The sequence below is a fragment of the Streptomyces zagrosensis genome (assembly GCF_014203645.1).
Taxonomy (GTDB): domain Bacteria; phylum Actinomycetota; class Actinomycetes; order Streptomycetales; family Streptomycetaceae; genus Streptomyces; species Streptomyces zagrosensis.
In genome coordinates, this window is the sequence record NZ_JACHJL010000014.1 from 146,087 (window position 1) to 169,400 (window position 23,314).

Annotated in this window: 17 protein-coding genes and 1 pseudogene; 8 read left to right on the plus strand and 10 right to left on the minus strand. The window is 67.8% G+C overall.

Annotated features, from left to right (window positions below):
* The first annotated feature begins 1 nt into the window (after window position 1).
* Entirely contained in the window at window positions 2-1,666 is a 1,665-nt protein-coding gene (locus FHS42_RS24680) for an NADH-quinone oxidoreductase subunit M (protein ID WP_184575575.1), read from the plus strand.
* Window positions 1,667-1,707: 41 nt separating this feature from the next.
* Entirely contained in the window at window positions 1,708-3,324 is a 1,617-nt protein-coding gene (nuoN, locus tag FHS42_RS24685) for an NADH-quinone oxidoreductase subunit NuoN (protein WP_184575577.1), read from the plus strand.
* Between the two features lie 230 nt (window positions 3,325-3,554).
* Here the strand turns inward: nuoN and FHS42_RS24690 are convergent, their stop codons facing one another.
* Both FHS42_RS24690 and fahA read right to left on the minus strand, forming a co-directional pair.
* Complete coding sequence (locus FHS42_RS24690; RefSeq protein WP_312867020.1) at window positions 3,555-4,061, minus strand: hypothetical protein; 507 nt, start codon at window positions 4,059-4,061, stop codon at window positions 3,555-3,557.
* A 188-nt stretch (window positions 4,062-4,249) separates the two neighbouring features.
* Complete coding sequence (gene fahA / locus FHS42_RS24695; protein WP_184575581.1) at window positions 4,250-5,473, minus strand: fumarylacetoacetase; 1,224 nt, start codon at window positions 5,471-5,473, stop codon at window positions 4,250-4,252.
* Window positions 5,474-6,239: 766 nt separating this feature from the next.
* Between fahA and FHS42_RS24700 the strand changes: the two genes are divergently transcribed.
* From FHS42_RS24700 to FHS42_RS24715, 4 genes are all read left to right on the plus strand, one after another.
* Window positions 6,240-7,250: a polyprenyl synthetase family protein gene (locus tag FHS42_RS24700; RefSeq protein ID WP_184575583.1), complete on the plus strand. Its 1,011-nt coding sequence runs from the start codon at window positions 6,240-6,242 to the stop codon at window positions 7,248-7,250.
* A 348-nt stretch (window positions 7,251-7,598) separates the two neighbouring features.
* Window positions 7,599-8,843, plus strand: coding sequence for a LolA family protein (locus tag FHS42_RS24705; RefSeq protein WP_184575585.1), 1,245 nt, complete (start codon window positions 7,599-7,601; stop codon window positions 8,841-8,843).
* A gap of 330 nt (window positions 8,844-9,173) precedes the next feature.
* Window positions 9,174-10,169, plus strand: a complete 996-nt coding sequence (locus tag FHS42_RS24710) for an ABC transporter ATP-binding protein (RefSeq protein ID WP_184575587.1) — start codon at window positions 9,174-9,176, stop codon at window positions 10,167-10,169.
* 532 nt (window positions 10,170-10,701) lie between these two features.
* The gene (locus FHS42_RS24715; RefSeq protein ID WP_184575589.1) at window positions 10,702-11,721 is read left to right on the plus strand and encodes a DUF2705 family protein; all 1,020 of its coding nucleotides are present in this window, start codon (window positions 10,702-10,704) and stop codon (window positions 11,719-11,721) included.
* Between the two features lie 326 nt (window positions 11,722-12,047).
* On the opposite strand, the gene FHS42_RS24720 is transcribed toward FHS42_RS24715, so the two are convergent.
* The 3 genes from FHS42_RS24720 to FHS42_RS24730 form a co-directional block, all read right to left on the minus strand.
* On the minus strand, window positions 12,048-13,094 hold the full coding sequence (locus FHS42_RS24720; protein ID WP_184575591.1) for a M28 family metallopeptidase: 1,047 nt from the start codon (window positions 13,092-13,094) through the stop codon (window positions 12,048-12,050).
* Between the two features lie 735 nt (window positions 13,095-13,829).
* Window positions 13,830-14,318 (minus strand): hypothetical protein, encoded by a 489-nt coding sequence (locus FHS42_RS24725; RefSeq protein WP_184575593.1) that lies wholly within the window; start codon window positions 14,316-14,318, stop codon window positions 13,830-13,832.
* Window positions 14,319-14,502: 184 nt separating this feature from the next.
* Window positions 14,503-14,961, minus strand: coding sequence for a VOC family protein (locus FHS42_RS24730; protein WP_184575594.1), 459 nt, complete (start codon window positions 14,959-14,961; stop codon window positions 14,503-14,505).
* A gap of 340 nt (window positions 14,962-15,301) precedes the next feature.
* On the opposite strand from FHS42_RS24730, the gene FHS42_RS24735 reads away from it, so the two are divergent.
* Complete coding sequence (locus FHS42_RS24735) at window positions 15,302-15,976, plus strand: CGNR zinc finger domain-containing protein (protein ID WP_184575596.1); 675 nt, start codon at window positions 15,302-15,304, stop codon at window positions 15,974-15,976.
* A 60-nt stretch (window positions 15,977-16,036) separates the two neighbouring features.
* Here FHS42_RS24735 and rarD read toward each other — a convergent pair whose 3' ends face one another.
* Both rarD and FHS42_RS24745 read right to left on the minus strand, forming a co-directional pair.
* Window positions 16,037-17,131 (minus strand): EamA family transporter RarD, encoded by a 1,095-nt coding sequence (gene rarD / locus FHS42_RS24740; protein ID WP_184575727.1) that lies wholly within the window; start codon window positions 17,129-17,131, stop codon window positions 16,037-16,039.
* Between the two features lie 301 nt (window positions 17,132-17,432).
* On the minus strand, window positions 17,433-18,305 hold the full coding sequence (locus tag FHS42_RS24745) for an NAD(P)H-binding protein (protein WP_184575598.1): 873 nt from the start codon (window positions 18,303-18,305) through the stop codon (window positions 17,433-17,435).
* Window positions 18,306-18,518: 213 nt separating this feature from the next.
* Between FHS42_RS24745 and FHS42_RS38710 the strand changes: the two are divergent.
* Window positions 18,519-18,881: pseudogene (locus tag FHS42_RS38710) on the plus strand (winged helix-turn-helix transcriptional regulator); the annotation flags it as partial.
* A 300-nt stretch (window positions 18,882-19,181) separates the two neighbouring features.
* Here FHS42_RS38710 and FHS42_RS24755 read toward each other — a convergent pair.
* From FHS42_RS24755 to FHS42_RS24765, 3 genes are all read right to left on the minus strand, one after another.
* The gene (locus FHS42_RS24755; RefSeq protein WP_246495379.1) at window positions 19,182-20,198 is read right to left on the minus strand and encodes a 2-oxoacid:ferredoxin oxidoreductase subunit beta; all 1,017 of its coding nucleotides are present in this window, start codon (window positions 20,196-20,198) and stop codon (window positions 19,182-19,184) included.
* A gap of 109 nt (window positions 20,199-20,307) precedes the next feature.
* Entirely contained in the window at window positions 20,308-22,281 is a 1,974-nt protein-coding gene (locus FHS42_RS24760) for a 2-oxoacid:acceptor oxidoreductase subunit alpha (RefSeq protein ID WP_184575602.1), read from the minus strand.
* Between the two features lie 324 nt (window positions 22,282-22,605).
* Window positions 22,606-23,265, minus strand: a complete 660-nt coding sequence (locus FHS42_RS24765) for a response regulator AbrC3 (RefSeq protein WP_312867021.1) — start codon at window positions 23,263-23,265, stop codon at window positions 22,606-22,608.
* Between the last annotated feature and the right edge of the window lie 49 nt (window positions 23,266-23,314).

Genomic DNA, 23,314 nt, shown 5'->3' on the forward strand with positions numbered 1-23,314 from the left:
CATGTCATTTCCCCTGTTGACGGCCATGGCCGTCGTGCCGGCAGTCGGCGCGCTGGTCACCGCCGCCATCCCGGCCGCCCAGCGCACCACCGCGAAATGGGTCGCGCTGCTGTTCTCGCTGGTCACCTTGGTGCTGGCGGCGGTGACGCTGGTCCGGTTCGACCCGGACAGCGAGGACGCGTACCAACTCACCGAGTCGCACGCCTGGATCGCGGACTTCGGGGTGCGCTATGAACTGGGCGTGGACGGCATCGCGGTGGTGCTGGTCGCCCTGACCGCGCTGCTCATCCCCTTCGTCATCCTCGCCGGCTGGAACGATGCCGACCCGCCCGCCTCGTCCGTACACGACAAGCACGACAAGCACGTCAAGCACGAGGCGGCCGATGAGGTCGTGACCCAGGGCCGGTGGCGGCCCACTCAGGGCTTCTTCGCGCTGATCCTGATGGTCGAGGCGATGGTGATCCTCTCCTTCGAGGCCACCGACGTCTTCCTCTTCTATGTCTTCTTCGAAGCCATGCTGATCCCGATGTACTTCCTCATCGGCGGCTTCGGGGACCGGGCGGGCCAGCTCTCCGAGGAGGAGACCGCAACCCAACGCAGCTACGCGGCGGTCAAGTTCCTCCTGTACAACCTGGCGGGCGGGCTGATCATGCTGGCCGCCGTGGTCGGTTTGTACGCGGTGACCGCCGACGACCTGGGCACCGGCACCTTCTCGCTGCAACAGATCGCGGAGGCGCGGGCCAGCGGCCAGCTCGACATCTCGACCAACACCGAACGACTGCTGTTCCTCGGCTTCTTCTTCGCCTTCGCGGTGAAGGCGCCCCTGTGGCCGCTGCACACCTGGTTGCCGAACGCCATGGGCGAATCCACCACGCCGGTCGCCGTGTTGATCACCGCCGTGGTCGATAAGGTCGGCACCTTCGCGATGCTCCGCTTCTGCCTCCAACTCTTCCCCGAGGCCAGCAAGTGGGCAACGCCGGTGATCCTGGTGCTCGCCGTGATCAGCATCATCTACGGGGCGCTGCTCGCGGTCGGCCAGCGGGATATCAAGCGACTGGTGGCCTACGCGTCGATCTCCCACTTCGGCTTCATCATTCTGGGCATCTTCGCGATGACCAGCCAGGGCCAGAACGGCGCCACGCTGTACATGGTCAACCACGGGATCTCCACGGCCGCGCTGATGCTGGTCGCCGGATTCCTGATCAGCAGGCGCGGCTCGCGGCTCATCGCCGACTACGGCGGGGTGCAGAAGGTGGCCCCGGTACTCGCTGGCACCTTCCTGATCGGCGGCCTGGCCACCCTCTCGCTGCCGGGCCTGGCCCCGTTCATCAGTGAATTCCTGGTCCTGGTCGGCACCTTCAGCCGATACCCGGCGATCGGCATCATCGCCACCGTCGGCATCGTGCTCGCCGCGCTGTACGTCCTGGTGCTCTACCAGCGCACGATGACGGGCCCGGTGAAGGCCGGCATCGAGGGCATGCCCGACCTCAAGGCGCGCGAACTGACCGTCGTGGTACCGCTGATCGCGCTCCTGGTCTTCCTCGGCGTCTACCCGAAGCCGGTCACCGACATGATCGACCCGGCCGTGGGCCGCACGCTGTCCGTGGTCGATAAGCAGGACCCCAAGCCCGATGTGCCAGCGCAAGATGTGGAGGCCGCGAAGTGAGCGCCGTGGCAGATCCCGTAACGGTCCACAGTCTGTGGACCATGGCGGCAGAGTCGCCGGACAAGTTCAAGGCGCCCGACATTGAGTACGGCCAGCTTTCGCCCACGCTGATCGTCCTCGGCGCCGCGATCATCGGCGTACTCATCGAGGCGCTGTTGCCCCGCAAGGCACGTTACGGCGCGCAGTTGTTCACCAGCGTCATCGGTGTCGCAGCCGCGTTCGCCGCCGTCATCGGCCTGGCCGTTGGTGACTACGGCACCAGCAAGGCTCGCGTCGCCGCGGAGGGCGCCATTGCGGTGGACGGGCCCGCGCTCTTCCTCCAGGGCACCATCCTGCTGGTCTCACTGGTGGCGGTCTTCACCTTCGCCGAACGCCGGCTAGACCCTGTGGCGCACGGCAACCACGTGGACTCGTTCGCCGCACAGGCCGCCGCGGTGCCCGGCGGTGAAGGAGAGAAGGAGGCCATCAAGGCCGGGTTCACCACCACCGAGGTTTTCCCGCTCCTGCTGTTCGCGGTCGGCGGCATGTTGGTCTTCACCTCGGCGAACGACCTGTTGACGCTGTTCATCGCCCTTGAGGTGTTCTCGCTGCCGCTGTACGTGCTGTGCGCGCTCGCCAGGCGTCAGCGGTTGATGTCACAGGAGGCGGCGGTCAAGTACTTCCTCCTGGGGGCTTTCTCTTCGGCGTTCTTGCTGTTCGGCATCGCTCTGCTGTACGGGTACGCCGGCTCGGTCACCTACGGCCGGATCGCCGACGTGGTGGATGGCGAGGTCGCCGAGATCACCCCGGCGCTGGCACAGACCATGGGCAACGATGCGCTGCTGCTGATCGGCGGCGCCATGGTGCTGATGGGGCTGCTGTTCAAGGTCGGCGCGGTGCCGTTCCATATGTGGACCCCGGACGTCTACCAGGGCGCGCCCACTCCGGTCACCGGCTTCATGGCGGCGGCCACCAAGGTCGCGGCGTTCGGTGCGCTACTGCGGCTGCTGTACGTGGTGCTGCCGGGCCTGCGGTGGGACTGGCGGCCGGTGATGTACGGTGTCGCGATTGTCACGATGCTGGGTGGTGCCATCGTCGCGGTCACCCAGACCGATGTGAAGCGCCTCCTCGCGTACTCCTCCATCGCCCACGGCGGCTTCATCCTCGCCGGTGTCATCGCCACCAACAAGCAAGGCGTCTCCGCAGTCCTCTTCTACCTGGGCGCGTACTCCTTTGTGACGCTGGGCGCGTTCTCGGTGGTCACACTGGTCCGGGACGCGGGGGGCGAGGCCACTCACCTCTCCAAGTGGGCCGGGCTTGGTCGGCGTTCGCCCCTGGTGGGCGCGGTGTTCGCCATCTTCCTGCTGGCCTTCGCCGGTATTCCGCTCACCTCGGGTTTCGCGGGCAAGTTCGCCGTGTTCAAGGCGGCGGCGGAGGGTGGCGCGGGGGCACTGGTGGTGGTCGGCGTGGTGTCATCGGCCGTCGCCGCGTTCTTCTACATTCGCGTCATCGTCCTGATGTTCTTCAGCGAGCCCCGAGCGGACGGTCCCACGGTCGCCGTGCCGAGCATCCTGACCTCGTCGGCGATCGCGATCGGCGTCGCGGTGACGCTGGTGCTCGGCATCGCGCCGCAGTATTTCTTGGAACTAGCGGGAGATGCGGGCGTCTTCGTCCGCTAGCCGGCACGCCAGGCATCACCTACGGGGCAGCCTGCGCGCCGCCCCTCGCAGCGGGCCCGGTCCTCTCCCTCGGGAGGGCGGCCGGGCCGCTCGCGTGGGGCAGTTGGCCGGATACAGCAGCCGGACACCGAGCAGCCGGATACAGCAGGTGGCCATCACGGAGGGGCGCCGGTGGACGACGACGGGCCCCCAGCGGTGGCTGGGAGCCCGGTGATTGGCGAGAGGGGCGGTCAGCCGCCGAGGCCGCCGGTGTCCTTGAGGTCGCCTAGGTCACCGCCCAGGTCGGGGAGGCCGCTGGGGATCGGAATGCCCACGTCACCGGGCTTGGTCTGGACGAAGACGTCGTCCTCGGACAGCGCGTCCCAGTCCACCGTCAGGCTGCCGTCCGCGTTCGTGGTGACCTTGCCCATGGTGCGGTCGGTGTTGCCGTCGGGGCACTTCAGCATCAGCATGTTCTGCTGGTACGTACCGGTGCAGGCGTGCGGGCCCGCCAGAACGGCGGCCTTGCCCTGAACCGCGAGGGCCATCCGCTGGCCGCCGGTGCCCGTGGTCACATAGGTGCCCGCCACCTTCGCGCCATCGCCCCCGGCGGGGGCGTCGCTCGGCTGCTGCTCGGCGCCCGTGGGCGGCTGCTTCGCCTTGTCGCTGTCCTTGTCGCCGGAGCTGTCACTGCTACACCCCGTGACGAGCAGGGCGGCGAGGACCGACGCACCAGCGATCGTGGCTGCCTTGCGCACGCGCTTCTCCATCTGTTCCGGCCGACCCGACCCCGGGACGGCCGCTCTTTTGGTCAGGAGCCTGACAACGTAGCAGCCAGGGGCGCCCCGCACGCGGCGAGGGCGCCCCGGACGCTCGGCTCAGGACGGCCCGCCCCGGGCGGGGTGCCTCCCCTGGGACGCATGGGGCGTACGCGCCGTACGAGACGCTACTTTCCGGTGATCCGGCCCGTGACCTCGCCGAGGCCCACGCGTACGCCATCGGGGCCGGGGGCCCAGGCGGTCAGGGTGACCTCATCGCCGTCCTCCAGGAACGTCCGCTTTCCGGTGGGCAGTTCGATGAGGTCGCGGCCCGCCCAGGTCAATTCCAGGAGGCAGCCGCGCTCTTCGGCGCTGGGGCCACTGACGGTGCCGGAGGCGAACAGGTCGCCGGTTCGTAGCGAGGCGCCGTTGATGGTCATGTGCGCGAGCTGCTGCGCCGCCGTCCAGTACATGGCAGAAAAGGGCGGTCGAGAGATGACGTGCCCATTCAGAGCGACCTCGATGTGAATGTCGAGACCGCCCGGCTCGGCAGCGTCCGAGTCGTCCAGGTAAGGCAGTAGCGGAACGTCCCGCTCCGGCGGTGGCGTCTGGGCGTGGGTGAGCGCGTCGAGCGGCGTGATCCACGCGGAGACCGAGGTGGCGAAGGACTTGCCGAGGAACGGGCCCAGCGGCACGTACTCCCATGCCTGGATATCGCGCGCCGACCAGTCATTGAGCAGGCAGGCGCCGAAGACATGATCGGCGAAGGCGGTCAGCGGCACCGGCTGGCCGAGCTCGGACGGCGTGCCGACGACGAAGCCCACCTCGGCCTCGATGTCCAGCCGTTGTGAAGGTCCGAAGACGGGGGCCGCGTCGGTGGGCGCCTTGCGCTGCCCTGTGGGTCGGATCACCGGGGTACCGCTGACCACGATGGTGCCCGCTCGCCCGTGGTAACCGATGGGCAGGTGCTTCCAGTTGGGCGTGAGCGCATCCGCATTGGGCCGGAAGATCTGGCCAACGGTGGTTGCGTGGTGCTCGCTGGCGTAGAAGTCAACGTAGTCGGCCACCTCGAACGGGAGGTGCAGCGCAACATCGGCGAGCGGCGTGAGAAGCGGTTCGACGGTGCCGCGCAGCGCCGGGTCGGTGAACGCGCCGATCAGTTCCGCGCGGACGGCCTTCCACACCGGACGACCCGCTGCGAGCAGCGGGTTGAGAGTGGGCCCGGAGAGCACGGCGGCATGGGCGGACCCGGTGGCCTCGGCCAGCGCGTGCACATCCAGGACGTAGGCGCCGTACCGGACGCCGATCCGCCGCCGCTGCGGCTCGGCGGCGGTGGTGAAGACGCCGTACGGCAGGTTGTGCGGACCGAAGGGGTCACCCTCGGCCAGGTCGAGCGGGCTGTGCTGGGGCATGGAGTGCTGCCTCGCCTTCTCCTCGTCTGCAAGCTGGCAGGCCACAGACTACGTCGTAGGTACGCAGGTTGAGGGGGCGTGCCAGGCGGCTGTGAAGCGGCGGCAAGGCCCGGATACTGCTGAGCGAGAACGCTTCGCCGCGAGGTGTCGTCCGCCGCTGAGTCGTGCCCGGTGGGGGCGTATCGACGTGGCGGACCCGGTACCGGCTCGGGACCCTCTACCCGTGTCCTGTGCTGTGTGTGCCCTCTCGTAGGCATCCCCTTCGTAGGCATCCCCTTCGTAGGCATCCCCTTCGTAGGTGTCCCCCTTGTACGTGCCGGCTTGTATGTGCCGGCACGCGTCCCCGCTGTCGGCAGCCGTTTGTAGGTGGCTGCTTGTAGGTGTCCGCCGAGCGGGTAGGCGAGGTTGATGGGTGCTGACCGCTGGTCGGCCCTCGCGTCCGGTGGCGCCCGGAGGTTGTGCGTTCCCCAAGCCGTGGCACGCACAGCGACGGGCCGGCGGCTCGCGCGGTGGGTCCGCCGACGGTGGGCGCGTAACTCCCAGGCCACCGGGCCTTGGCGGGGATGAAGGCGCATGGACCAGGGCATATGTCTGCCTGCGCGGCGGCTGAGGCGGGCCCTGACCACGGAGTAGCGAACGGCCGGGGGCGCGGTCCGGCCGGGAAGGCGCTCACGGTGATCGATACCCGACCGGATACGCTGCCTTGTGGTGGAGACAGCGACACATCGACATTCCACGTGATCGTAGGCAGACAGGAGTACCTCTCGTGACCGTCGTCGGGCCCCTTGGGCTGACCGTGCGGGACCAGACTCTGGAAGCCGACACCCAAGCCGGGTTGGCGGCCGTCGAGGAGGGTCTGCTGGAGGCCACCAAAAGCGACGTACCGTTCATTACCGAGGCCGCCCAGCACCTGGTGCGCGCCGGCGGCAAGCGGTTCAGGCCGCTCCTTGTGATGCTGGCCGCGCAGTTCGGGGACCCGCACGCTCCCGGTATCGTCCCGTCGGCCGTGGTCGTCGAGCTGACTCACCTGGCGACGCTGTACCACGACGATGTCATGGACGAGGCAGATGTACGGCGCGGTGTGGCCAGCGCCAACACCCGCTGGGACAACTCGGTGGCCGTACTGACCGGCGACTTTCTCTTCGCGCGCGCCTCGCACATCCTGGCCGACCTGGGCCCCGAGGCGGTCCGTATCCAAGCCGAGGCGTTCGAACGCCTGGTGACCGGCCAGATCCTGGAGACCGCCGGCCCGCGTGACGGCCGGGACCCGATCGACCACTACCTGGATGTCCTCGCGGGCAAGACCGGCTCGTTGGTTGCCGTCTCGGGGCGGTTCGGCGCGATGATGTCGGGCGCCGACGAGAGCGTCATCAGCGTGCTCACCCAGTACGGGGAACGCCTCGGCATGGCGTTTCAGCTCGCCGACGACGTCCTCGACATCGCGAGTGACTCGCACGAATCGGGCAAGACGCCCGGCACGGATCTGCGCGAAGGCATCGCCACCCTGCCGGTGCTACGGCTGCGGGCGCAGGCTCAGGCGACCGGCTCGGCCGCCGACCTGGAGCTGTGCGCGCTGCTCGACGGCGACCTGTCGGATGACGAGCGGCACGGTGAGGCGCTGCGTAGGCTGCGTGCCCACCCCGCCCTTGAGCAGGCACGGCACGACACCCTCCGGTACGCGGCAGAGGCCCGATCCATGCTGGCCCCCCTGCCCAGGGGCGCGGCACGCTCCGCGCTGGAGGGCCTGTGCGACGCGGTGGTCCACCGCGCGGGCTGAGTGAGCCCCCGCGGTACGCACACTGATCGACCTGGTCCAGGGCAGGGGCATGCGGATCGATTTGGTCTAGGGGCATGCGGGTGGGGCCGGTGGACTGGGTGAGTGAGGCGGCCCGGGTGGCCCGGATTCCCGTTCGGACCCTGGTCTTGCCCCGATAACCCTGACCTTCCGGGGGAGAAGCGTCATCCCGCAGAGGTACGAGGAGTTGCTCCTGCGGGGGGACGCGTGGCGGCGGCGGTTTTGATGAGATGTAGAGAAGCCACCCCATGGCGGATCGGGTGACAATGAACCCGAGGGTGGACGAGTGCGACGTTGATTGACCGCCGGCCGACGACGGAGGTAGCACACATGGCACGTACCCGATCGACAGAGGCCACCGACGACTGGGACCAGGAGCGTCCCGCGCGACGGTACAAAGCCGCGCGGTACGCCGTTCCGGTCGCTGTGGCAGGGGTAGCGGCGGCGACGATCGGGCTGGTCCCGGCGCTTGCCAGTTCCGGTGACCCCGATCTGCCGCAGATCTCGGCGGAAGAACTGATAACCAAGATCGCTGAGTCGGACACCCAGCAGCTTTCGGGTTCCGTGAAGATCAGCACTGACCTAGGTATTCCCGGCCTCTCGGCCGGTTCGTCGCTGGGCGGGATGGGCGGCGGCCAGCACGGCGGCGACGACGAGGGCGACTCGTCCTCGGCGGCGCCGCAGGCCAAGCTCGCCGAGCTGGCAGCGGGTTCGCACACGCTGCGCGTCGCGGTGGACGGCCCCGAGAAGCAGCGGGTGTCGATCATCGAGGATGCCGCCGAGTACAGCATGATCCGCAACGCCAACCAGGTGTGGGCGTACGACAGCGGCAGCAACTCGGTCTACCACGCGACCGCTCCCAAGGAGGCCCACGCCCAAGGCAAGGGCGACCACGCAAAGCAGCTACCGAAGGACCTACGCGACGCCACTCCGCAGGAGCTGGCCAAGAAGGTCCTGGCCGGAGCGGACGAGACCACGTCCGTCACGGTGGACGGCACGGCGAAGGTCGCCGGACGCGATGCGTACCAGCTCAAGCTCACACCCAAGGGCGACACCACGATCGGGTCCATCCGGATCGCTGTGGACGCCGACAACGGCACTCCGCTGAAGTTCACACTGGCCCCGAAGAGCGGCGGCAAGGCCGTCGTCGATGTGGGCTTCACCAAGGTCAACTTCGACAAGCCGAAGGCGAGCACCTTCAACTTCACGCCGCCGAAGGGCGCCAAGGTGACCGAGGCGCAGGATCTCGACCGCAAGGCCGGAAAGTCCGCGCAGCGCGAGGAACTGAGTGCCGACGCCCTGTCCGGCCTCAACGTGATCGGCGAGGGCTGGAACTCGGTGGCCAAGCTGAAGGTGCCCAGCGGCCTGCCCACCGAGCACGGTGGCAACAGCGAGGAGTCCGCCGCTGCCGACCAGTTCCTCAACAAGCTCGGTGACAAGGTCAAGGGCGACTTCGGCTCCGGCACGGTCTTCAGCACCCGCCTGGTCAACGCCCTGCTGACGGACGACGGCACCGTCTACGTCGGCGCGGTCGGCAAGGACACGCTGATCGACGCCGCCAACAAGGGCAAGTAGCCGTCTCGGACCAGTCACGCCGCCTGCGCGTGCGCGGGCGGCGGCGTGCCGCACGCGTGGTGGAGTGAGTGGACACCGTGCTCGTCACCACCGTGCCCGAGCACGCGGTGACCGGCTCCTGGCCGTCCGGTGGTGTGTACGCCCCAGGGGCGCGCACCACCGGACGGCCTTGCCACACCCCCCGGGGCCCGTACGCAACCGGGGCCGGGATCGAGGCCGCAGTCGGGTCCGGGCCTGCGCAGACCCGGGTAAGAGCGGGAACGGGACGGGGTAGGCCCGGGGCATGAGCCGCGTAAGCGAATCGTAGGAAAGGAACGAGTGAGGACCCGGATGACGAAGGGAGAGCCTGTGGACGAGCCGTCCGCCGGATCGACGCTCGCGGTGGAAACGCGCGGGCTCACCAAGCGGTACCGGGGTGGGCAGCTCGCCGTAGACGGACTGGACCTGCTCGTACCGCGCGGTAGCGTCTTCGGCTTCCTCGGGCCCAACGGCTCGGGGAAGACGACCACCATCCGGATGCTGATGGGGCTGATCGAACCGACATCGGGCGCCGCCCGGCTGCTCGGCGCGGCCATGCCGGCGGCCTCCCGACAGGTGCTGCCCAAGGTGGGCGCGCTGATCGAGGGCCCTGCGCTATACGGGTTTCTGTCCGGCCGGGACAACCTCGTCCGCTACGACGCCGCCGACCCGACCGCCGACCCCCGCACTCGGGCCGCCCGGGTCGGGACGGCTCTGGACCGGGTGGGCCTGACGGCCGCCTCGGCCAAGAAGGCGCGCGCGTACTCACTGGGGATGAAACAGCGCCTCGGCCTGGCCGCCGCGCTGCTCCAGCCGCGCGAGCTGCTCATCCTGGACGAGCCGACCAACGGGCTCGACCCGCAGGGCATGCGCGAGATCCGCACACTGGTCCGCGAACTGGCCGACGACGGCATCACCGTCTTCCTCTCCTCCCATCTCCTCGACGAGATCGAACAGGTCTGTACCCATGCGGCCGTGATGGCCCAAGGCCGCCTCATCACCCAGGGCACGGTCGCCGACCTGGCGGCCGGAACGCGTGGGCGGCTGGCCGTCACCACGCCTGACACGGCGGACGCGGTCCGCATCCTCAAGGAGTACGGCGTGACGGACCTTGTCGTCGCGGGGGACCGGATCACCGGCGAGGCGCCGACCTCTCACCTCCCGGACGCTGAACCACTCGATCTGGCTGAGATAAACGCGGCCCTCGTCCAAACCGGGGTACGCGTACGAGGCTTCGGCACCGAGCGCGCCTCGCTGGAGGACGCTTTCGTCGCACTGACAGGGGAGGGCTTCGATGTCGTGGGCTGAGCGAGCCGAACTATCCCCAACGGAACCGCGCGGTGACGACGCGGACGGTACGCCGAGCACGAACGGCGCCAGCCCGCCCGCCTCGGCTGACGGCCCTGCGCCCCATCCCGAGCCGCCACGGGAGCCCGCCCCAGGACGAGAGCCGTCCCAACAGCCCGCCCCGGGCCCGGAGGCCGAGACACAGGCGCCTGGCCACGAGGTGGCGCCCCAGGCAGGGACGCGACAGAAGCCGGGACCCTCTCTTGACGGTGGCCCGGCGCCTGACGCTGGCCCGGCTCCGGGTGCCGGCCCGGCTCCGGCGGCCGACCGGACTTCAGCGGCTGACGCTTCCCCGGGTGCCGACCCGGCTCCGAGTGCCGGACGAACCTCGAATACCGCACAGGGCTCGGGCACCACGCAGGACACAGGCGTCATGCAGGACGCGGGGGCCACGCACGGCTCAGGCGCCGCCCGGCTTGCCGCGGCTTCCACACCGCCCCCGGAGGACTCACACGCACCCCCTGCGCCTTCTGTGACAGCGGACCGTGCGTCGATGGCCGAACCGTCGTCCAGGACGGAACCACCACTCAGGGCTCAACCGTCGCCCGCGGCCCAACCGGGCCGAGAGGTGTCTCGGCGGGTGGCGCAGCAGGGCGATGGGGAGCGAAACGGGCGCTTCATCGTTCCCCGAGGTGGTGGCGCCGCCGTGCTCCCGCGCCGCCCGAGCCCTTTGTGGTCGCTGGCGTTGTTCCGGAGCGAATTGGGTACCACCTTCCGCCGCTGGCGCACTGTCGCCCTGCTCGCCGTGTTGGCCGCGGTGCCGATCCTGGTGGGCATCGCTGTGAAGATCGAGACCAGCGACGGCGGCACCATCGGTGATGGCGGGGGGAGCGACGGTGAGGGTCCGGCCTTCCTCACTCAGATCACCAACAACGGCATTTTCCTGGTCTTCGCCTCCCTTGCCGCGACGCTGCCCATTTTCCTCCCGATGGCGATCGGTGTGATAGCCGGTGACTCCATCGCCGGCGAGGCAAGCGCGGGCACGCTGCGATACCTCTTGGTGGCTCCCGCCGGGCGCACCCGGCTGCTGCTAGCCAAGTACGCCACGACGCTGGTCTTCTGCCTGGTGGCCACGTTGTCGGTGGCTTTGGTGGCCCTGGGGGTGGGGGCGTTGCTCTTCCCTCTGGGCGACGTCACTCTGATCTCCGGTACCAGAATCTCCTTCGCCGAAGGAATGCTGCGGGCTGCCGCCATCGCGGGAGTGGTCGCCCTTTCGCTCGTCGGCGTGGCCGCGCTCGGCCTGTTCATTTCGACGCTCACCAACAGCGGGATCGCGGCGATGGCTGCGACGGTCGGGCTACTCATCACGGTGCAGATTGTGGACTCCATTCCGCAGTTGCACGTGGTCCACCCGTATCTCTTCTCGCACTACTGGCTGAGCTTCGCGGACCTGCTGCGCGACCCGATCTACTGGGACGAGATCGTCAAAAATCTCGGTCTTCAGGGCCTGTACCTGGGCGTCTTCGGCTCGGCTGCCTGGGCGCGGTTCACCGGGCGGGACATTACGGCGTGAGCGGTGAGCAAAGGGCTGAGCGTTGAGGGCCGGGAGTGGTAACCGCAGAGCCGAGCGCCAGGAGCAGCGAGCGGAGGAGACAGTTGTGCCTGGCTGCAACCTCCAGGCTCCGACGGTCCGCCCTCCGACCCTCTGCCTCCGACGGTCCGCCCTCTGACCGTCGCGCCTCCCGCCCTGGCGACTCGGCCGGCCTGCCCCTCCGCACACCTCTCCCGTGGCGGTCACGTCGCAGTCACGCGGGCGGTGGCGCCAGTGGTCCGGTGCCGCGTCCGTGCTGCGGGACGTGCGGAGGGGGCCGCCCCGTGGGGGTGGTCCCGCCGCGCCGACTAGCTGGGTGCTCCCAGCGTCCATATCGCGTGGGCTATGGCGTCGCTGTTGCGGTCGAGCGCGGTGTCATTGAGATTGGAAATGGTGTCGCACGCGCGGTGGTAGCAGCGGTCGAATGCCTGGCCCGCAGTGCCGCCCCACTTCTGTGCCTGAGCGGCTGTCTTGGTGCGGCCGGCCCCGGTGAATAGTCCACCGACCGTTATTCCGACGTTCTTGAATGAGGCGTGATCGGAGCGGCCATCTCCCTCGGTCTCGATCTCGGTGGAAATGCCCTTGGCCGCGAACCAGTTCTTGAACACCGCCTCCACGCGCCGATCATCGTCGTACACGAAGTAGCCGGGGTTGGGGGAGCCCACCATGTCGAAGTTGAGGTAGGCGTCGATCTTTGACCGCTCCGTGCTGGGCAATTTGCTCACATAGTGCCGCGAGCCGAGAATGCCCAACTCTTCGGCGCCCCACCAGGCGAAGCGTAGATGCTGCTGTGGCTTGAGTCCTTCACGCGAGACGGCCAGCGCGGTCTCCAGGATGGCGGCGGAGCCGGAGCCATTGTCGTTGATGCCGGGTCCCGCGTTCACGGAGTCCAGATGGGCGCCCGCCATCAACACGTTCTGTGGATCGCCACCGGGCCAGTCGGCGGTGAGGTTGTACCCAGTGGCGCCGTTGGCGGTGAACTGCTGGATGGCCGTGGTGTATCCGGCGGCGTCCAGTTTGGCCTTGATGTAGTCGATGGACGCCCGGTAGCCGGGGCGGCCGTGGGCTCGGTTACCACCGTTGTTGGAGGCGATCGTCTGGAGCTGGTTCAGATGGCTCTTGACGTTGGCGAGTGAGATGTCGGGTGCCGCAAACGCGGACGTGGTGGGCCTGTCCATGGCCCTGGTGTCGTTGAACGCGGATGCGGATGCGGGGGCGGCGGGGGACGCCGTGGCGGCGGGCGAGGTGACGACGAGCCCGGTGATGGCTCCGGCCGCTACAGCGGCCGTGACGGCCCGCCGTGCCCAAGACCTACGGGGTGGGGCGGAGGTACGTCGCGTGGGGTGCGATGACATACGAGGCTCCAGGTTTCCGGATTCCGAACGAACAGGACGGAAGGAACAGTTCGCCGGGTGACGCTCGTGCGGTGAGGTCGATAGAGCGCCACGCTGAGGCGAGTGGGGAGCAGTGTTTTGACGCGTGCATGATGCTCTGGTGCTTGCTCTGCTGCGGTCAAGGCGGAAACCGGACACCCCGCGCCGTATATCGCTCGCATGTAGTGGTGGGAGGGTTCCTCCCGCCCCCGAAGGGCCGCACGTTGTGCCGCTTCGCGGCCCCCACCGCGCCCTCGCCCTCCACGCCCCGCCTCAGCACGCCGCCTCAGCACGCGGTGCCCCTGCCACGTTGTCTGCCGCCCCGCGACCCCGTCACGCTGGCCCTCCACCGTCCCGCCCCCGTCACCTTGTCACTTCGGCCGCACGCGCCTCGCGCCCCCGCCGCCCCGTCGCTCGGCCGCCCCGCCGTTCCGTGGTGGTGGAGCGCGCCCGATCTGTGGTGCCACCTGTTCGGTGCCTTGCCTTGCCTTGCTCGTGCTCCTCGACCCCGGGACTGACCCTGGGCCGGGCCGTTTCCTGGGGACCTCGCCTCGTCCACGAGGCCCCCTCGTCTGTGGGCTTGTGGGCTGCGCCTCCACGCGAGGGGCCCCGCCACCGAGAATCGGCTGCTGCTGCCGCTGCTGCTGCCGCCAGCCGCTGCTGCTGTCGGCCGAAGAGGCCGGTGAGGCGGGCGTTCTGTCGCGGGCAGACGACGGATCAGGCTGGCTTGCGGGCGCAGAACGCCATGCCGCCCGCGGCATCGTCATCGGGCTCTATTGCCACCCGTACGTCACCGGCGCCGTGCGCGGTGAGTGTGAGGCGCGACGCTCCCCCCTCGCTCTCTGTGCAGCGCACCCTGCGGGACTCTTGGGAGCCGCCGGCTGTCGCGGTGACGTTGACCGTGCCGGCGCCCAGGCACACCGTGTCCACGATCAGGCGTTGGCCGGGCGTGATCGCATGGCTCACACTGGCGCCGGTGCGCTCCGACGCCCGACCGCTGCCGTCCAGGACCCGCACCTCACCAGCCTGGGGGGCAGGGAGGCGCTGAGCGGCCTTGTTCGCTAGCGATAACTCGTATTCTTCTCCGTTGCTGGCATGGCCCGCATCGCCGCTTGAGCTCACGTTGGCCGCCCCCGCGATGAGGAGCGCGGCTGTCAAACCAGCCAGTGCGGCTGTCTTCATCCGTGATGTGATGACGCTCTTCATCGCCCCACCCCCGCTCGAATGCCGTCGTGACGATCATTCCGCCTCGGGGAGATTCAAATCCTGATTTGAGGGAGCCCAGAGGTTGTACTGCGGGTGGCATCCAAGGAGTTGGCGGGCTGCCCCGTGCGTGGTCAAGCAATCCTCAGTAAGCTCAGAGGAAGGGTGAGTTGAGGAATAACCGCGGTCAGTGCAGGCAAAACTCGTTGCCTTCGGGGTCCGTCATGATGTGCCACTCGGAGCCTGCGCTAACCACCCGGCGCTGCGCACTTGCCCCAAGCTTTTCCAGCCGTGCTATTTCGTTCTCCCGCTCTCCCGGTGTGGGGTGGAGATCGAGATGGAGCCGGTTTTTTGTGGTTTTCGGCTCGGAGACGCGCTGGAAGAGGAGGCGGCGGCCGAGTCCCGTATCGCTGCCCGGGTCATGCGGGTCTTCGGGGTGTCGGACGGCGGCCAGGTCGCGCCAGGCGCGGTGGCCCTGGAAGTCCAGGATCTCTTGCTCGCCAACGGCACCCGCCGTCAGGAGGTGCTCGATCAGGGCGCTGTGGTCTTCGAGTTGATAGTGCAGGGCCGCCGCCCAGAACGCGGCCTGGCGGTGCGGGTCTTCGGCGTCGATGACGATCTTCCATGCGATGGGCGTTGTCTGCATGTCTGTCTCCCCGTTGGCTGCCCGCGGGTTTCTCACGGGCCTTGTCGTGTTGGTCTTCTCTGCCCTGCTGCCCTGCTGCCCTGCTGTCGTGCGCCTCTGCGCCTTTATGTCTCCGCGGTGTTGTGCGTCTGCGGCCCTAGCGGCCTCTACGTATCACTGCGTCAGCACGAGTCGCTTCATGGGAGCACCTTCTCCCTCGCGTCTGGTGTCCTTTGCGTCCTCCGTGCTCTCCGTGCTCTCCGCGCTCTCCGCGCGCCCACCGCGTCTTCCGTATCCGTCTGCTCCTCCGCGACCTTTCGCCTCCTTCCCGCCGACCCCTGACACCATTTATAGTGGTTACATGACCGAGACGGCAATGGGCTTGATCCTCCATTCACCCGAAGGGGTGCCCTACCGCTTCGACCCCGGGGCGCTGTGTCTGGAGCTCGTACCCACCGGCGGGCCGGGCCTGTTCGCGCGGTATGAGGTGCTGCACCAACCAGCTGACCTCGCTGTTTGGGCCGCGCGCTCGCGGCTCAGGCCCGTACCCGAGATCGATGTGACCCCCGACGAAGTGAGGGAGGCCAAGCGGCTACGGAACGCGGTGCTGGGGTTGGCCGCCGACCAGGCTCACGGCCGGCAGCTCGACGCCGCCGATCTCGCCGTCGTCAACGAGGCGGCGGCCCAGCCGCCGCTCGTTCTTCGGCTGGCTGGGCTGTCGGACCGGCGTTGGGTATGGCCTGCGACCGGGACGCAGTTGCTGTCCACCGTCGCCCGCGATGCGATCGAGCTGTTTTCCGGGCCGCATGCGGACCGCATCCGTGAGTGCGCATCGGACGACTGCGCCCTGCTCTTTGTGGATACCTCGCGTCCCGGCCGCCGCCGTTGGTGCTCCATGCAGCGGTGCGGAAACCGCCACAAGGTCCGGGCCCTGCGCGCCCGGCAGGCGCTGTTCGATGACCGCGCCGTTCGGCCGCCGACGCTCGATGACCACCCGTTGCCCGATGACCATCCGTTGCCCGACGATCGCCCCTAGCCCGAGGCGCTGCCCGACGCCCCTCGCGCCCCGGTGTTTCGGGAGGCCCCCAACGGCACCTCAGCGGGTCGGGCCGCCTAGGGCCGGGGTTCCGACACCGCCACCACAGCCACCGGTGTCGGGGCCGGCCGCCGCAGGTGACCCCGCGTCCCCGGGAGCCTCGGCCGGCTCCGCCAGCGCCTCCCCAACCGACTCCATCGCCGGGTCCTGCGCGGCAGCGCTCGCCACCACTGCCACCTCGTCGGCGTGTGCCGCGGCGACCGCCTCGCCTGCGCGGGCCGCCGCGACCTCATCCGCGCGGGCCGCCGCTGCGCGCAAGTCGATCCGGGACCGGTGCGCGGTCCGTAGGGCGTCCCAGGTCAACAGGGCCAGCGCAAGCCAGACCAGGGCGAAGCCCGCCCACCGCTCAGCCGGCATCTCCTCGTGGAAGACCACGAGTCCAAGCACGAACTGAGACGTCGGCGCGATGTACTGCATCATCCCGATCGTGGACAGCGGCAGCCGTACCGCCGACGCGCCAAAGCAGATCAGTGGCAGTGCGGTGATGAAGCCGCAGCCCACGAGTAGCAGTGCGTGTCCCACGCCCTCGGTGGTGAACGTGCTGTCGCCGCGCGCCCCCAGGAAGATCAGAAAGCCGAGCGCAGGCAGGAATTGCATCCCCGTCTCGGCCGCCAGCGATTCGAGGCCGTCCAGGCCGATGCGCTTCTTGACCAGGCTGTACGTGCCGAAGGAGAAGGCGAGCGTGAGGGCGATCCACGGCAGCTTGCCGTAACCCACGGCGAGCACGGCCACGGCGACCACTCCGACGCCGACCGCCGTCCACTGAGTCGGACGCAGCCGTTCATGCAGCAGCAGTACGCCAAAGGCGATGCTGACCAGCGGGTTGATGAAGTACCCGAGGGCAGCCTCGACAACGTGGCCCGAGTTGACGCCCCAGATGTAGACGCCCCAGTTGATGGAGATCACGGTGGCGGCGATGCCGATCAGCCCGAGGCGTTTGGGCTGGCGCAGCAGCGGCCGTATCCACGACCAGCGGCGCAACACCAACAGGATGACGACCACGGCGGCCAGCGACCACACCATCCGGTGAGCCAAGATCTCGACGGCACCGGTCGGTTCGAGCAGCGGCCAGTACAGGGGGAAAAGGCCCCACATGCCATATGCGGCGAAGCCGTACACGAGGCCCTTACGCGTCTCTTTTGCCGACGTCAACGCTTCCTCCCCGAGCTACCCGATGTGCTGACAACGGTCAGAACGTAGCGTCGGGAGGGGCCACCTGTCAGCCCCGTTCTGCCATACGGTCATGACACGCGGACGGTGTGCCGGACACTGCTTACTGCCTCGGCAACCCATCCGTGCCCCGCACCCCCCGCTGACCTGGGAGAAGGGCGGGAAGGCGGCGTCGGCTCCCCGTAAGCGACGGGAGCGCGGCATACGGGCAGGGGGATGGGCGTGATCAGCGCAACGTCAGCGCCGCCGCGATGGACTGCCCGATAGGCGTCGTCGGGCGCCCGATGAGGCGCGCGAGATCGCCGCTCGTGCCGGCCAGCAAGCCACGCTCGATCGCGGTATCCACGTCGCTCAGGAGCGCGGCGAACGGCTCCGGCAACCCCGCGCCCTTCAGGATCTCCTGGCGCTGGGCGGCCGATACGGACGAGTGCGCGACCGGCTTGCCGGACTGGGCCGCGACCTCGGCCGCGTACTCATCAAAGCTCCAGGCCACGTCGCCGCTGAGCTCGTAGGCGGCGCCCTCGTGGCCGCTACCGGTCAGCACGGCGACGGCCGCTGCCGCATAGTCGGCGCGCGCCGCCGATGCGACCCGCCCCTGGCCCGCATTGCTCACTACGGTGCCATGCTCAAGCACCGGGGCTAGCTGCTCGGTGTAGTTCTCGTTGTACCAACCGTTGCGAAGCAATACGTACGGCAGTCCCGCATCGAGGATCGCCTGCTCGGTCAGCTTGTGCTCGGCGGCGAGCTGGAAGTCGGCGGCCGGACCGCCCAGGATGCCGGTATAGGCGAGCAGCGCAACGCCCGCCGCCGCGGCTGCGTCGATCACCGCCTGGTGTTGCGGCCCCCGCTGCCCGACCTCGCTGCCGGAGATCAGCAGTACGCGTTCGCCGCTACGAAAGGCTCCAGCGAGAGTCTGCGGTTGGCTGTAGTCGGCGATGCGCACCTCGACGCCGCGAGCGGCGAGGTCGGCGGCCTTGGCCCGGTCGCGGACGACCGCGGCGATCTGGCCGGCGGGCAGGTCACCCGCAGCGACCCTCCTCAGCAGCCCATCGATGACGTGACGGCCCAACTGGCCGGTGGCTCCGGTGACGACGATCATCTGTGCTCTCTCCTCTTCGTGCGGTATGCACACCACCGTACGCAGGGCGCTAACTATCCGAAAGTACCCACCTTGGAGTAAGGTACTAGCGTGCAAGGAAGGGAGGCTGACGTGCGAGACCGTGAACAAGCCATTGCTGATGACGTCGTCGGACGCACGGTGGACGACTTTGCTGAGCACGGTGCCGAGAGTGATCGACTTGGCGCGCTTGGCGTGCCGAAGACTCCGGATGTGCAGGCTGCGGCGTGCCCTTCGCGGTTGGTGCTTGAGCACGTCACCAGCCGCTGGGGCGTCTTGGCGCTGGCGGCTCTGCTGGAGCGGACGCACCGGTTCAGTGAACTGCGCCGCAGGGTCGGCGGCGTCAGCGAGAAAATGCTCGCCCAGACCCTACAGACGCTGGAGCGGGACGGCTTTGTCCACCGCGAGGCGTATCCGGTGATTCCGCCGCGCGTGGAGTATTCACTGACCGCGCTGGGCGAGGAGGCCGCTCACCAGGTATGGGCGCTGGCCCGCTGGTCGGAGCGCCGGGTCCCGGAGGTGCTGGCCGCGCGCGACCAGTACGACACACGGCGCCAAGGCACAGCGCGAGCCGATACGAACTCAGCGAGTGCTAGTTCAGTTGGTGTGGCGTCAGGTGGTAGGGCGTCAGTTGGTATCAATTTGGCTGGTACGAGTTCGGCTGGTACCAGTTCAGTTGCTACGAGTTCGGCGGATACGAGTCCGGTGGGCTAAGGAACTGTTTGTACGTGATCAGGGCGACGCCTGAGCAAACGCGGCGGCCCGGACCTGGTGTGAGCACAGGTCCGGGCCGCCGCGTTGATGACGACATGCGCCGTCGGCTGAAGCCGAGCCGAGAATCCTTGGCTGTGCCGGCAATCAGCCGGTGACGGTCCAGGTGTCGTTGCCGTGGAGGAGGGTGGTGAGGTCGCCTTTGCCTTGTTGTTCGATGGCGAGGTCGAGTTGGTTGTTCATTTGGGTGTCGTAGACGGCTCGTTCGACGTTGCGTAGGACGCCGATGGGGGTGTGGTGGAGGGTGTCGGCGTCCGCGAGTCGGGTGAGGGCGAAGGCGGTGGTGGGGGAGGTGGCGTGGGCGTTGTGGATCAGGACGTCGTTGGTGCCCTCTTGCGTGACGTCGATGACGCGCAGGTCTCCGCTGGTGTGGTCGCGTACGACGCCTTTGGCGCCGAGGCCGTCTTCGGTGGGGGGCCCAAAGCGGATGGGGCGACCGTGTTCGAGGCGGATGACGGCTTCTTGGGCTTGTGTTTTGTCCTTGAGGACTTCGAAGGCGCCGTCGTTGAAGATGTTGCAGTTTTGGTAGATCTCCACGAGTGCGGTTCCTGGGTGGGCCGCGGCTTGTCGGAGAACTTCGGTGAGGTGTTGGCGGTCGGAGTCCACTGTGCGGGCGACGAAGGTGGCTTCGGCGCCTAGGGCCAGGGAGAGGGGGTTGAAGGGGGCGTCGAGTGATCCCATGGGGGTGGATTTGGTGATTTTCCCGACCTCGGAGGTGGGGGAGTATTGGCCTTTGGTGAGGCCGTAGATGCGGTTGTTGAACAACAAGATTTTGAGGTTCACATTGCGGCGTAGGGCGTGGATGAGGTGGTTGCCGCCGATGGAGAGGGCGTCCCCATCTCCGGTGACGACCCATACGGAGAGGTCGGGGCGTGAGGATGCTAGGCCGGTGGCGATGGCGGGGGCGCGGCCGTGGATGGAGTGCATCCCGTAGGTGTTCATGTAGTACGGGAAGCGGCTGGAGCAGCCGATGCCGGAGACGAAGACGATGTTTTCGCGGGCTAGTCCCAGTTCGGGCATGAAGCCTTGTACTGCGGCCAAGACGGCGTAGTCCCCGCATCCGGGGCACCAGCGCACTTCTTGGTCGGACTTGAAGTCCTTCATTGTTTGCTTGTTGTCCGCGCGTGGCACCAATGCCAAGGACGGCAACCGGTCCTTTACGCCCGAGTCCGAATGAGCCCCGGCTGCTGCGCTGGTGGGGGGTGGGGTGGTGTTAGGCATTGATGGCCTCCTTGAGGGCTGTGGCCAACTCCTCGGCTTTGAAGGGCATGCCGTTGATCTGGGTGTGCGAGTGGGCGTTGATGGCGTATTTGGCGCGAACGAGGGTGGCGAGTTGTCCCAGGTTCATTTCTGGGATGATGACGCGTTGGTAAGACTTGAGTACGCGTTCAGTGTTGGCAGGGAAAGGATTGAGGTGCCGTAGGTGTGCGTGGGCCACGGCGATGCCTTGGGTACGCAGTCGGCGCATTGCGGCAGCGATAGGCCCGTAGGTGGAGCCCCACCCTAGGACGAGTGTGGTTGCCGCTTCGCTGGGGTCATCGATGGCGAGGTCTTCTACGGTGATGCCGTCAATTTTGGCTTGGCGGGTGCGGACCATGAATTCGTGGTTGGCGGGGTCGTAGGAGATGTTTCCACTCCCGTTTTGTTTTTCGATTCCGCCAATTCGGTGTTCGAGGCCGGGTGTTCCGGGGATGGCCCAGGGGCGGGCGAGAGTGTGGGGGTCGCGTTTGTAGGGCCAAAACACCTGGGTGCCGTCAGGGAGTTCGTGGTTGGTGCCGGTGGCGAATTGGACTCGCAGGTCGGGCAGGTTCGCCACGTCGGGGATGTGCCAGGGTTCGGAGCCGTTGGCGAGGTAGCCGTCGGACAGGAGGAAGACGGGGGTGCGGTAGGTCAAGGCGATACGGGCTGCTTCGATGGCGGCGTTGAAGCAGTCGGCGGGGGTTTGGGGGGCGATGATGGGTACGGGTGCTTCCCCGTTGCGTCCGTACATGGCTTGGAGCAGGTCGGCCTGCTCGGTTTTGGTGGGAAGTCCGGTGGAAGGCCCGCCGCGTTGAATGTCCACGACGAGGAGGGGCAGTTCCAGGGAGACGGCGAGGCCAATGGTTTCTGATTTGAGTGCGACGCCGGGGCCGGAGGTGGTGGTGACGCCCAGTTGGCCGCCGAATGCTGCTCCGAGTGCGGCACCGATGCCGGCGATTTCGTCTTCGGCTTGGAAGGTGCGGATGTTGAAGTTCTTGTGTCGGGCGAGTTCGTGGAGGATGTCGGAGGCGGGGGTGATGGGGTAGGAGCCGAGGTAGAGGGGAAGGTCTGCTTGGGTGGCGGCGGCGATGAGTCCGTAGGTGAGGGCGAGGTTGCCGGTGATGTTGCGGTAGGTGCCGGGGGTGAAGGCCTTAGTGGCGGGGGCTACTTGGTAGGAGACGGCAAAGTCTTCGGTGGTTTCGCCGTAGTTCCAGCCGGCGCGGAAGGCCGTGACGTTTGCTTCAGCGAGTTGTGGTTTTTTGGCGAATTTTTTCCTGAGGAATGCTTCGGTGCCTTCGGTGGGCCGGTGGTACATCCAGGACAGGAGGCCGAGGGCGAACATGTTCTTGCTGCGTTCGGCTTCTTTGCGGGTGAGGCCGAAGGGTTTGAGTGCTTCGACGGTGAGGGTGGTGAGGGGGACGCTGTGGATGTGGTAGGCGGTGAGTGAGCCGTCTTCCAGTGGGTTGGTGGCGTATCCGACTTTGGCCATGGGGCGTTTGGTGAATTCGTCGTTGTTGACGATGATCACCGCTCCGGGTGGGACGTCCGCGATGTTGGCTTTCAAGGCTGCGGGGTTCATCGCGACCAGTACATCGGGTGCGTCGCCGGGGGTGAGGATGTCGTGGTCGGCGAAGTGCAGCTGGAATGATGACACCCCCGGCAGCGTTCCGGCAGGCGCCCGAATCTCCGCGGGGAAGTTCGGTAGCGTTGAAAGGTCGTTACCAAACGACGCTGTCTCCGAAGTGAACCGATCACCCGTCAACTGCATACCATCACCCGAGTCACCCGCAAAACGGATAATGACTCGGTCTAGCTGACGGATCTCTTTTTCTTCACCGGGCCTCTGCTGGCCCTCCACAAGCGCTGACTCGTCCTGATTGTCGGCGGGTGAATTGGCCTGCTCGGCATTTTCGGCCTGCTCGGCCGTGCTATTGACCTGGCTGGTCACTGCTTCGGACCTCCTTCGAGGCGGCGGCTCGCGACGGGCTGGTTGGCGCCGGGAGACACCCCCCGGACCCCGGGCGGTGTCATGGGATCGTCCCTCATCCATCGTACGTGGGTAAGGGTCGCCTTCCCGGGCCGGATCACATGATGGACGGTGTCTCACGCCACGTTTATGCCGCGCTTTGCCATGGTTTGCTCGCCCCTCTGCGCTCTTTCCCGCGACCGGACCGGCCCTCACCCGCGTGCCGTTTCCCACCGGACTTTTGTTGTACGACTCGCTCGTGCGGCTGACGCGCATTTCATGCGCTACCCGGCCGGGTAGCGGGTATCAGGAGTTGAGATAGGTGAGCACGGCTAGCACACGCCGGTGGTCTCCCACACTGGGTGAGAGGCCCAGCTTCAGAAAGATATTGCTGACGTGTTTCTCCACGGCACCATCGCTGACGACAAGTTGGCTGGCGATGGCTGAATTCGTCCGGCCCTCGGCCATAAGACCTAGGACCTCTCGCTCGCGCGGCGTCAGTCCAACCAACACGTCTTGTTTGCGGCTGCGGCCCAGCAACTGGGCGACTACTTCGGGGTCAAGGGCGGTGCCACCTTCGGCGACCCGTACCACCGCGTCCACGAAATCGCGGACATCGGCCACTCGATCCTTCAGGAGATAACCAACCCCCCGGCTGCTACCGGCCAGCAACTCCGTGGCGTACTGCTCCTCGACATACTGCGACAGCACCAAAACCCCCAGCTCGGGGTGATCGCGCCGCAGCCGTACGGCCGCTCGTACGCCCTCGTCAGTGTGCGTCGGCGGCATCCGTACATCCGCCACCACCACATCAGGCAGCGCGCCTTCGGCGGCCAGCGCCGCCACCGACTTCAGCAGCGCCTCCGCATCCCCCACCCCCGCGACGACCTCATGGCCGCGGTCGGTCAGTAGCCGGGTCAGGCCCTCCCGAAGCAGCACCGAATCCTCGGCAATGACCACCCGCACCCTGTCCTCCACAATGTTTCGGCCCCCCGGCATCGACACTTCCACCACA

Coding starts and splice junctions, on each gene's coding strand:
- FHS42_RS24680 (WP_184575575.1), top strand. CDS start 2: ATGTCATTTCCCCTGTTGACGGCCATGGCCGTCGTGCCGGCAGTCGGC.
- FHS42_RS24710 (WP_184575587.1), top strand. CDS start 9,174: ATGACGAAGGGAGAGCCTGTGGACGAGCCGTCCGCCGGATCGACGCTC.
- FHS42_RS24745 (WP_184575598.1), bottom strand. CDS start 18,305: ATGATCGTCGTCACCGGAGCCACCGGCCAGTTGGGCCGTCACGTCATC.
- FHS42_RS24715 (WP_184575589.1), top strand. CDS start 10,702: ATGGCCGAACCGTCGTCCAGGACGGAACCACCACTCAGGGCTCAACCG.
- rarD (WP_184575727.1), bottom strand. CDS start 17,131: ATGTGGGGCCTTTTCCCCCTGTACTGGCCGCTGCTCGAACCGACCGGT.
- FHS42_RS24720 (WP_184575591.1), bottom strand. CDS start 13,094: ATGTCATCGCACCCCACGCGACGTACCTCCGCCCCACCCCGTAGGTCT.
- fahA (WP_184575581.1), bottom strand. CDS start 5,473: ATGCCCCAGCACAGCCCGCTCGACCTGGCCGAGGGTGACCCCTTCGGT.
- FHS42_RS24725 (WP_184575593.1), bottom strand. CDS start 14,318: ATGAAGAGCGTCATCACATCACGGATGAAGACAGCCGCACTGGCTGGT.
- nuoN (WP_184575577.1), top strand. CDS start 1,708: ATGGCGGCAGAGTCGCCGGACAAGTTCAAGGCGCCCGACATTGAGTAC.
- FHS42_RS24755 (WP_246495379.1), bottom strand. CDS start 20,198: ATGAAGGACTTCAAGTCCGACCAAGAAGTGCGCTGGTGCCCCGGATGC.
- FHS42_RS24730 (WP_184575594.1), bottom strand. CDS start 14,961: ATGCAGACAACGCCCATCGCATGGAAGATCGTCATCGACGCCGAAGAC.
- FHS42_RS24705 (WP_184575585.1), top strand. CDS start 7,599: ATGGCACGTACCCGATCGACAGAGGCCACCGACGACTGGGACCAGGAG.
- FHS42_RS24735 (WP_184575596.1), top strand. CDS start 15,302: ATGACCGAGACGGCAATGGGCTTGATCCTCCATTCACCCGAAGGGGTG.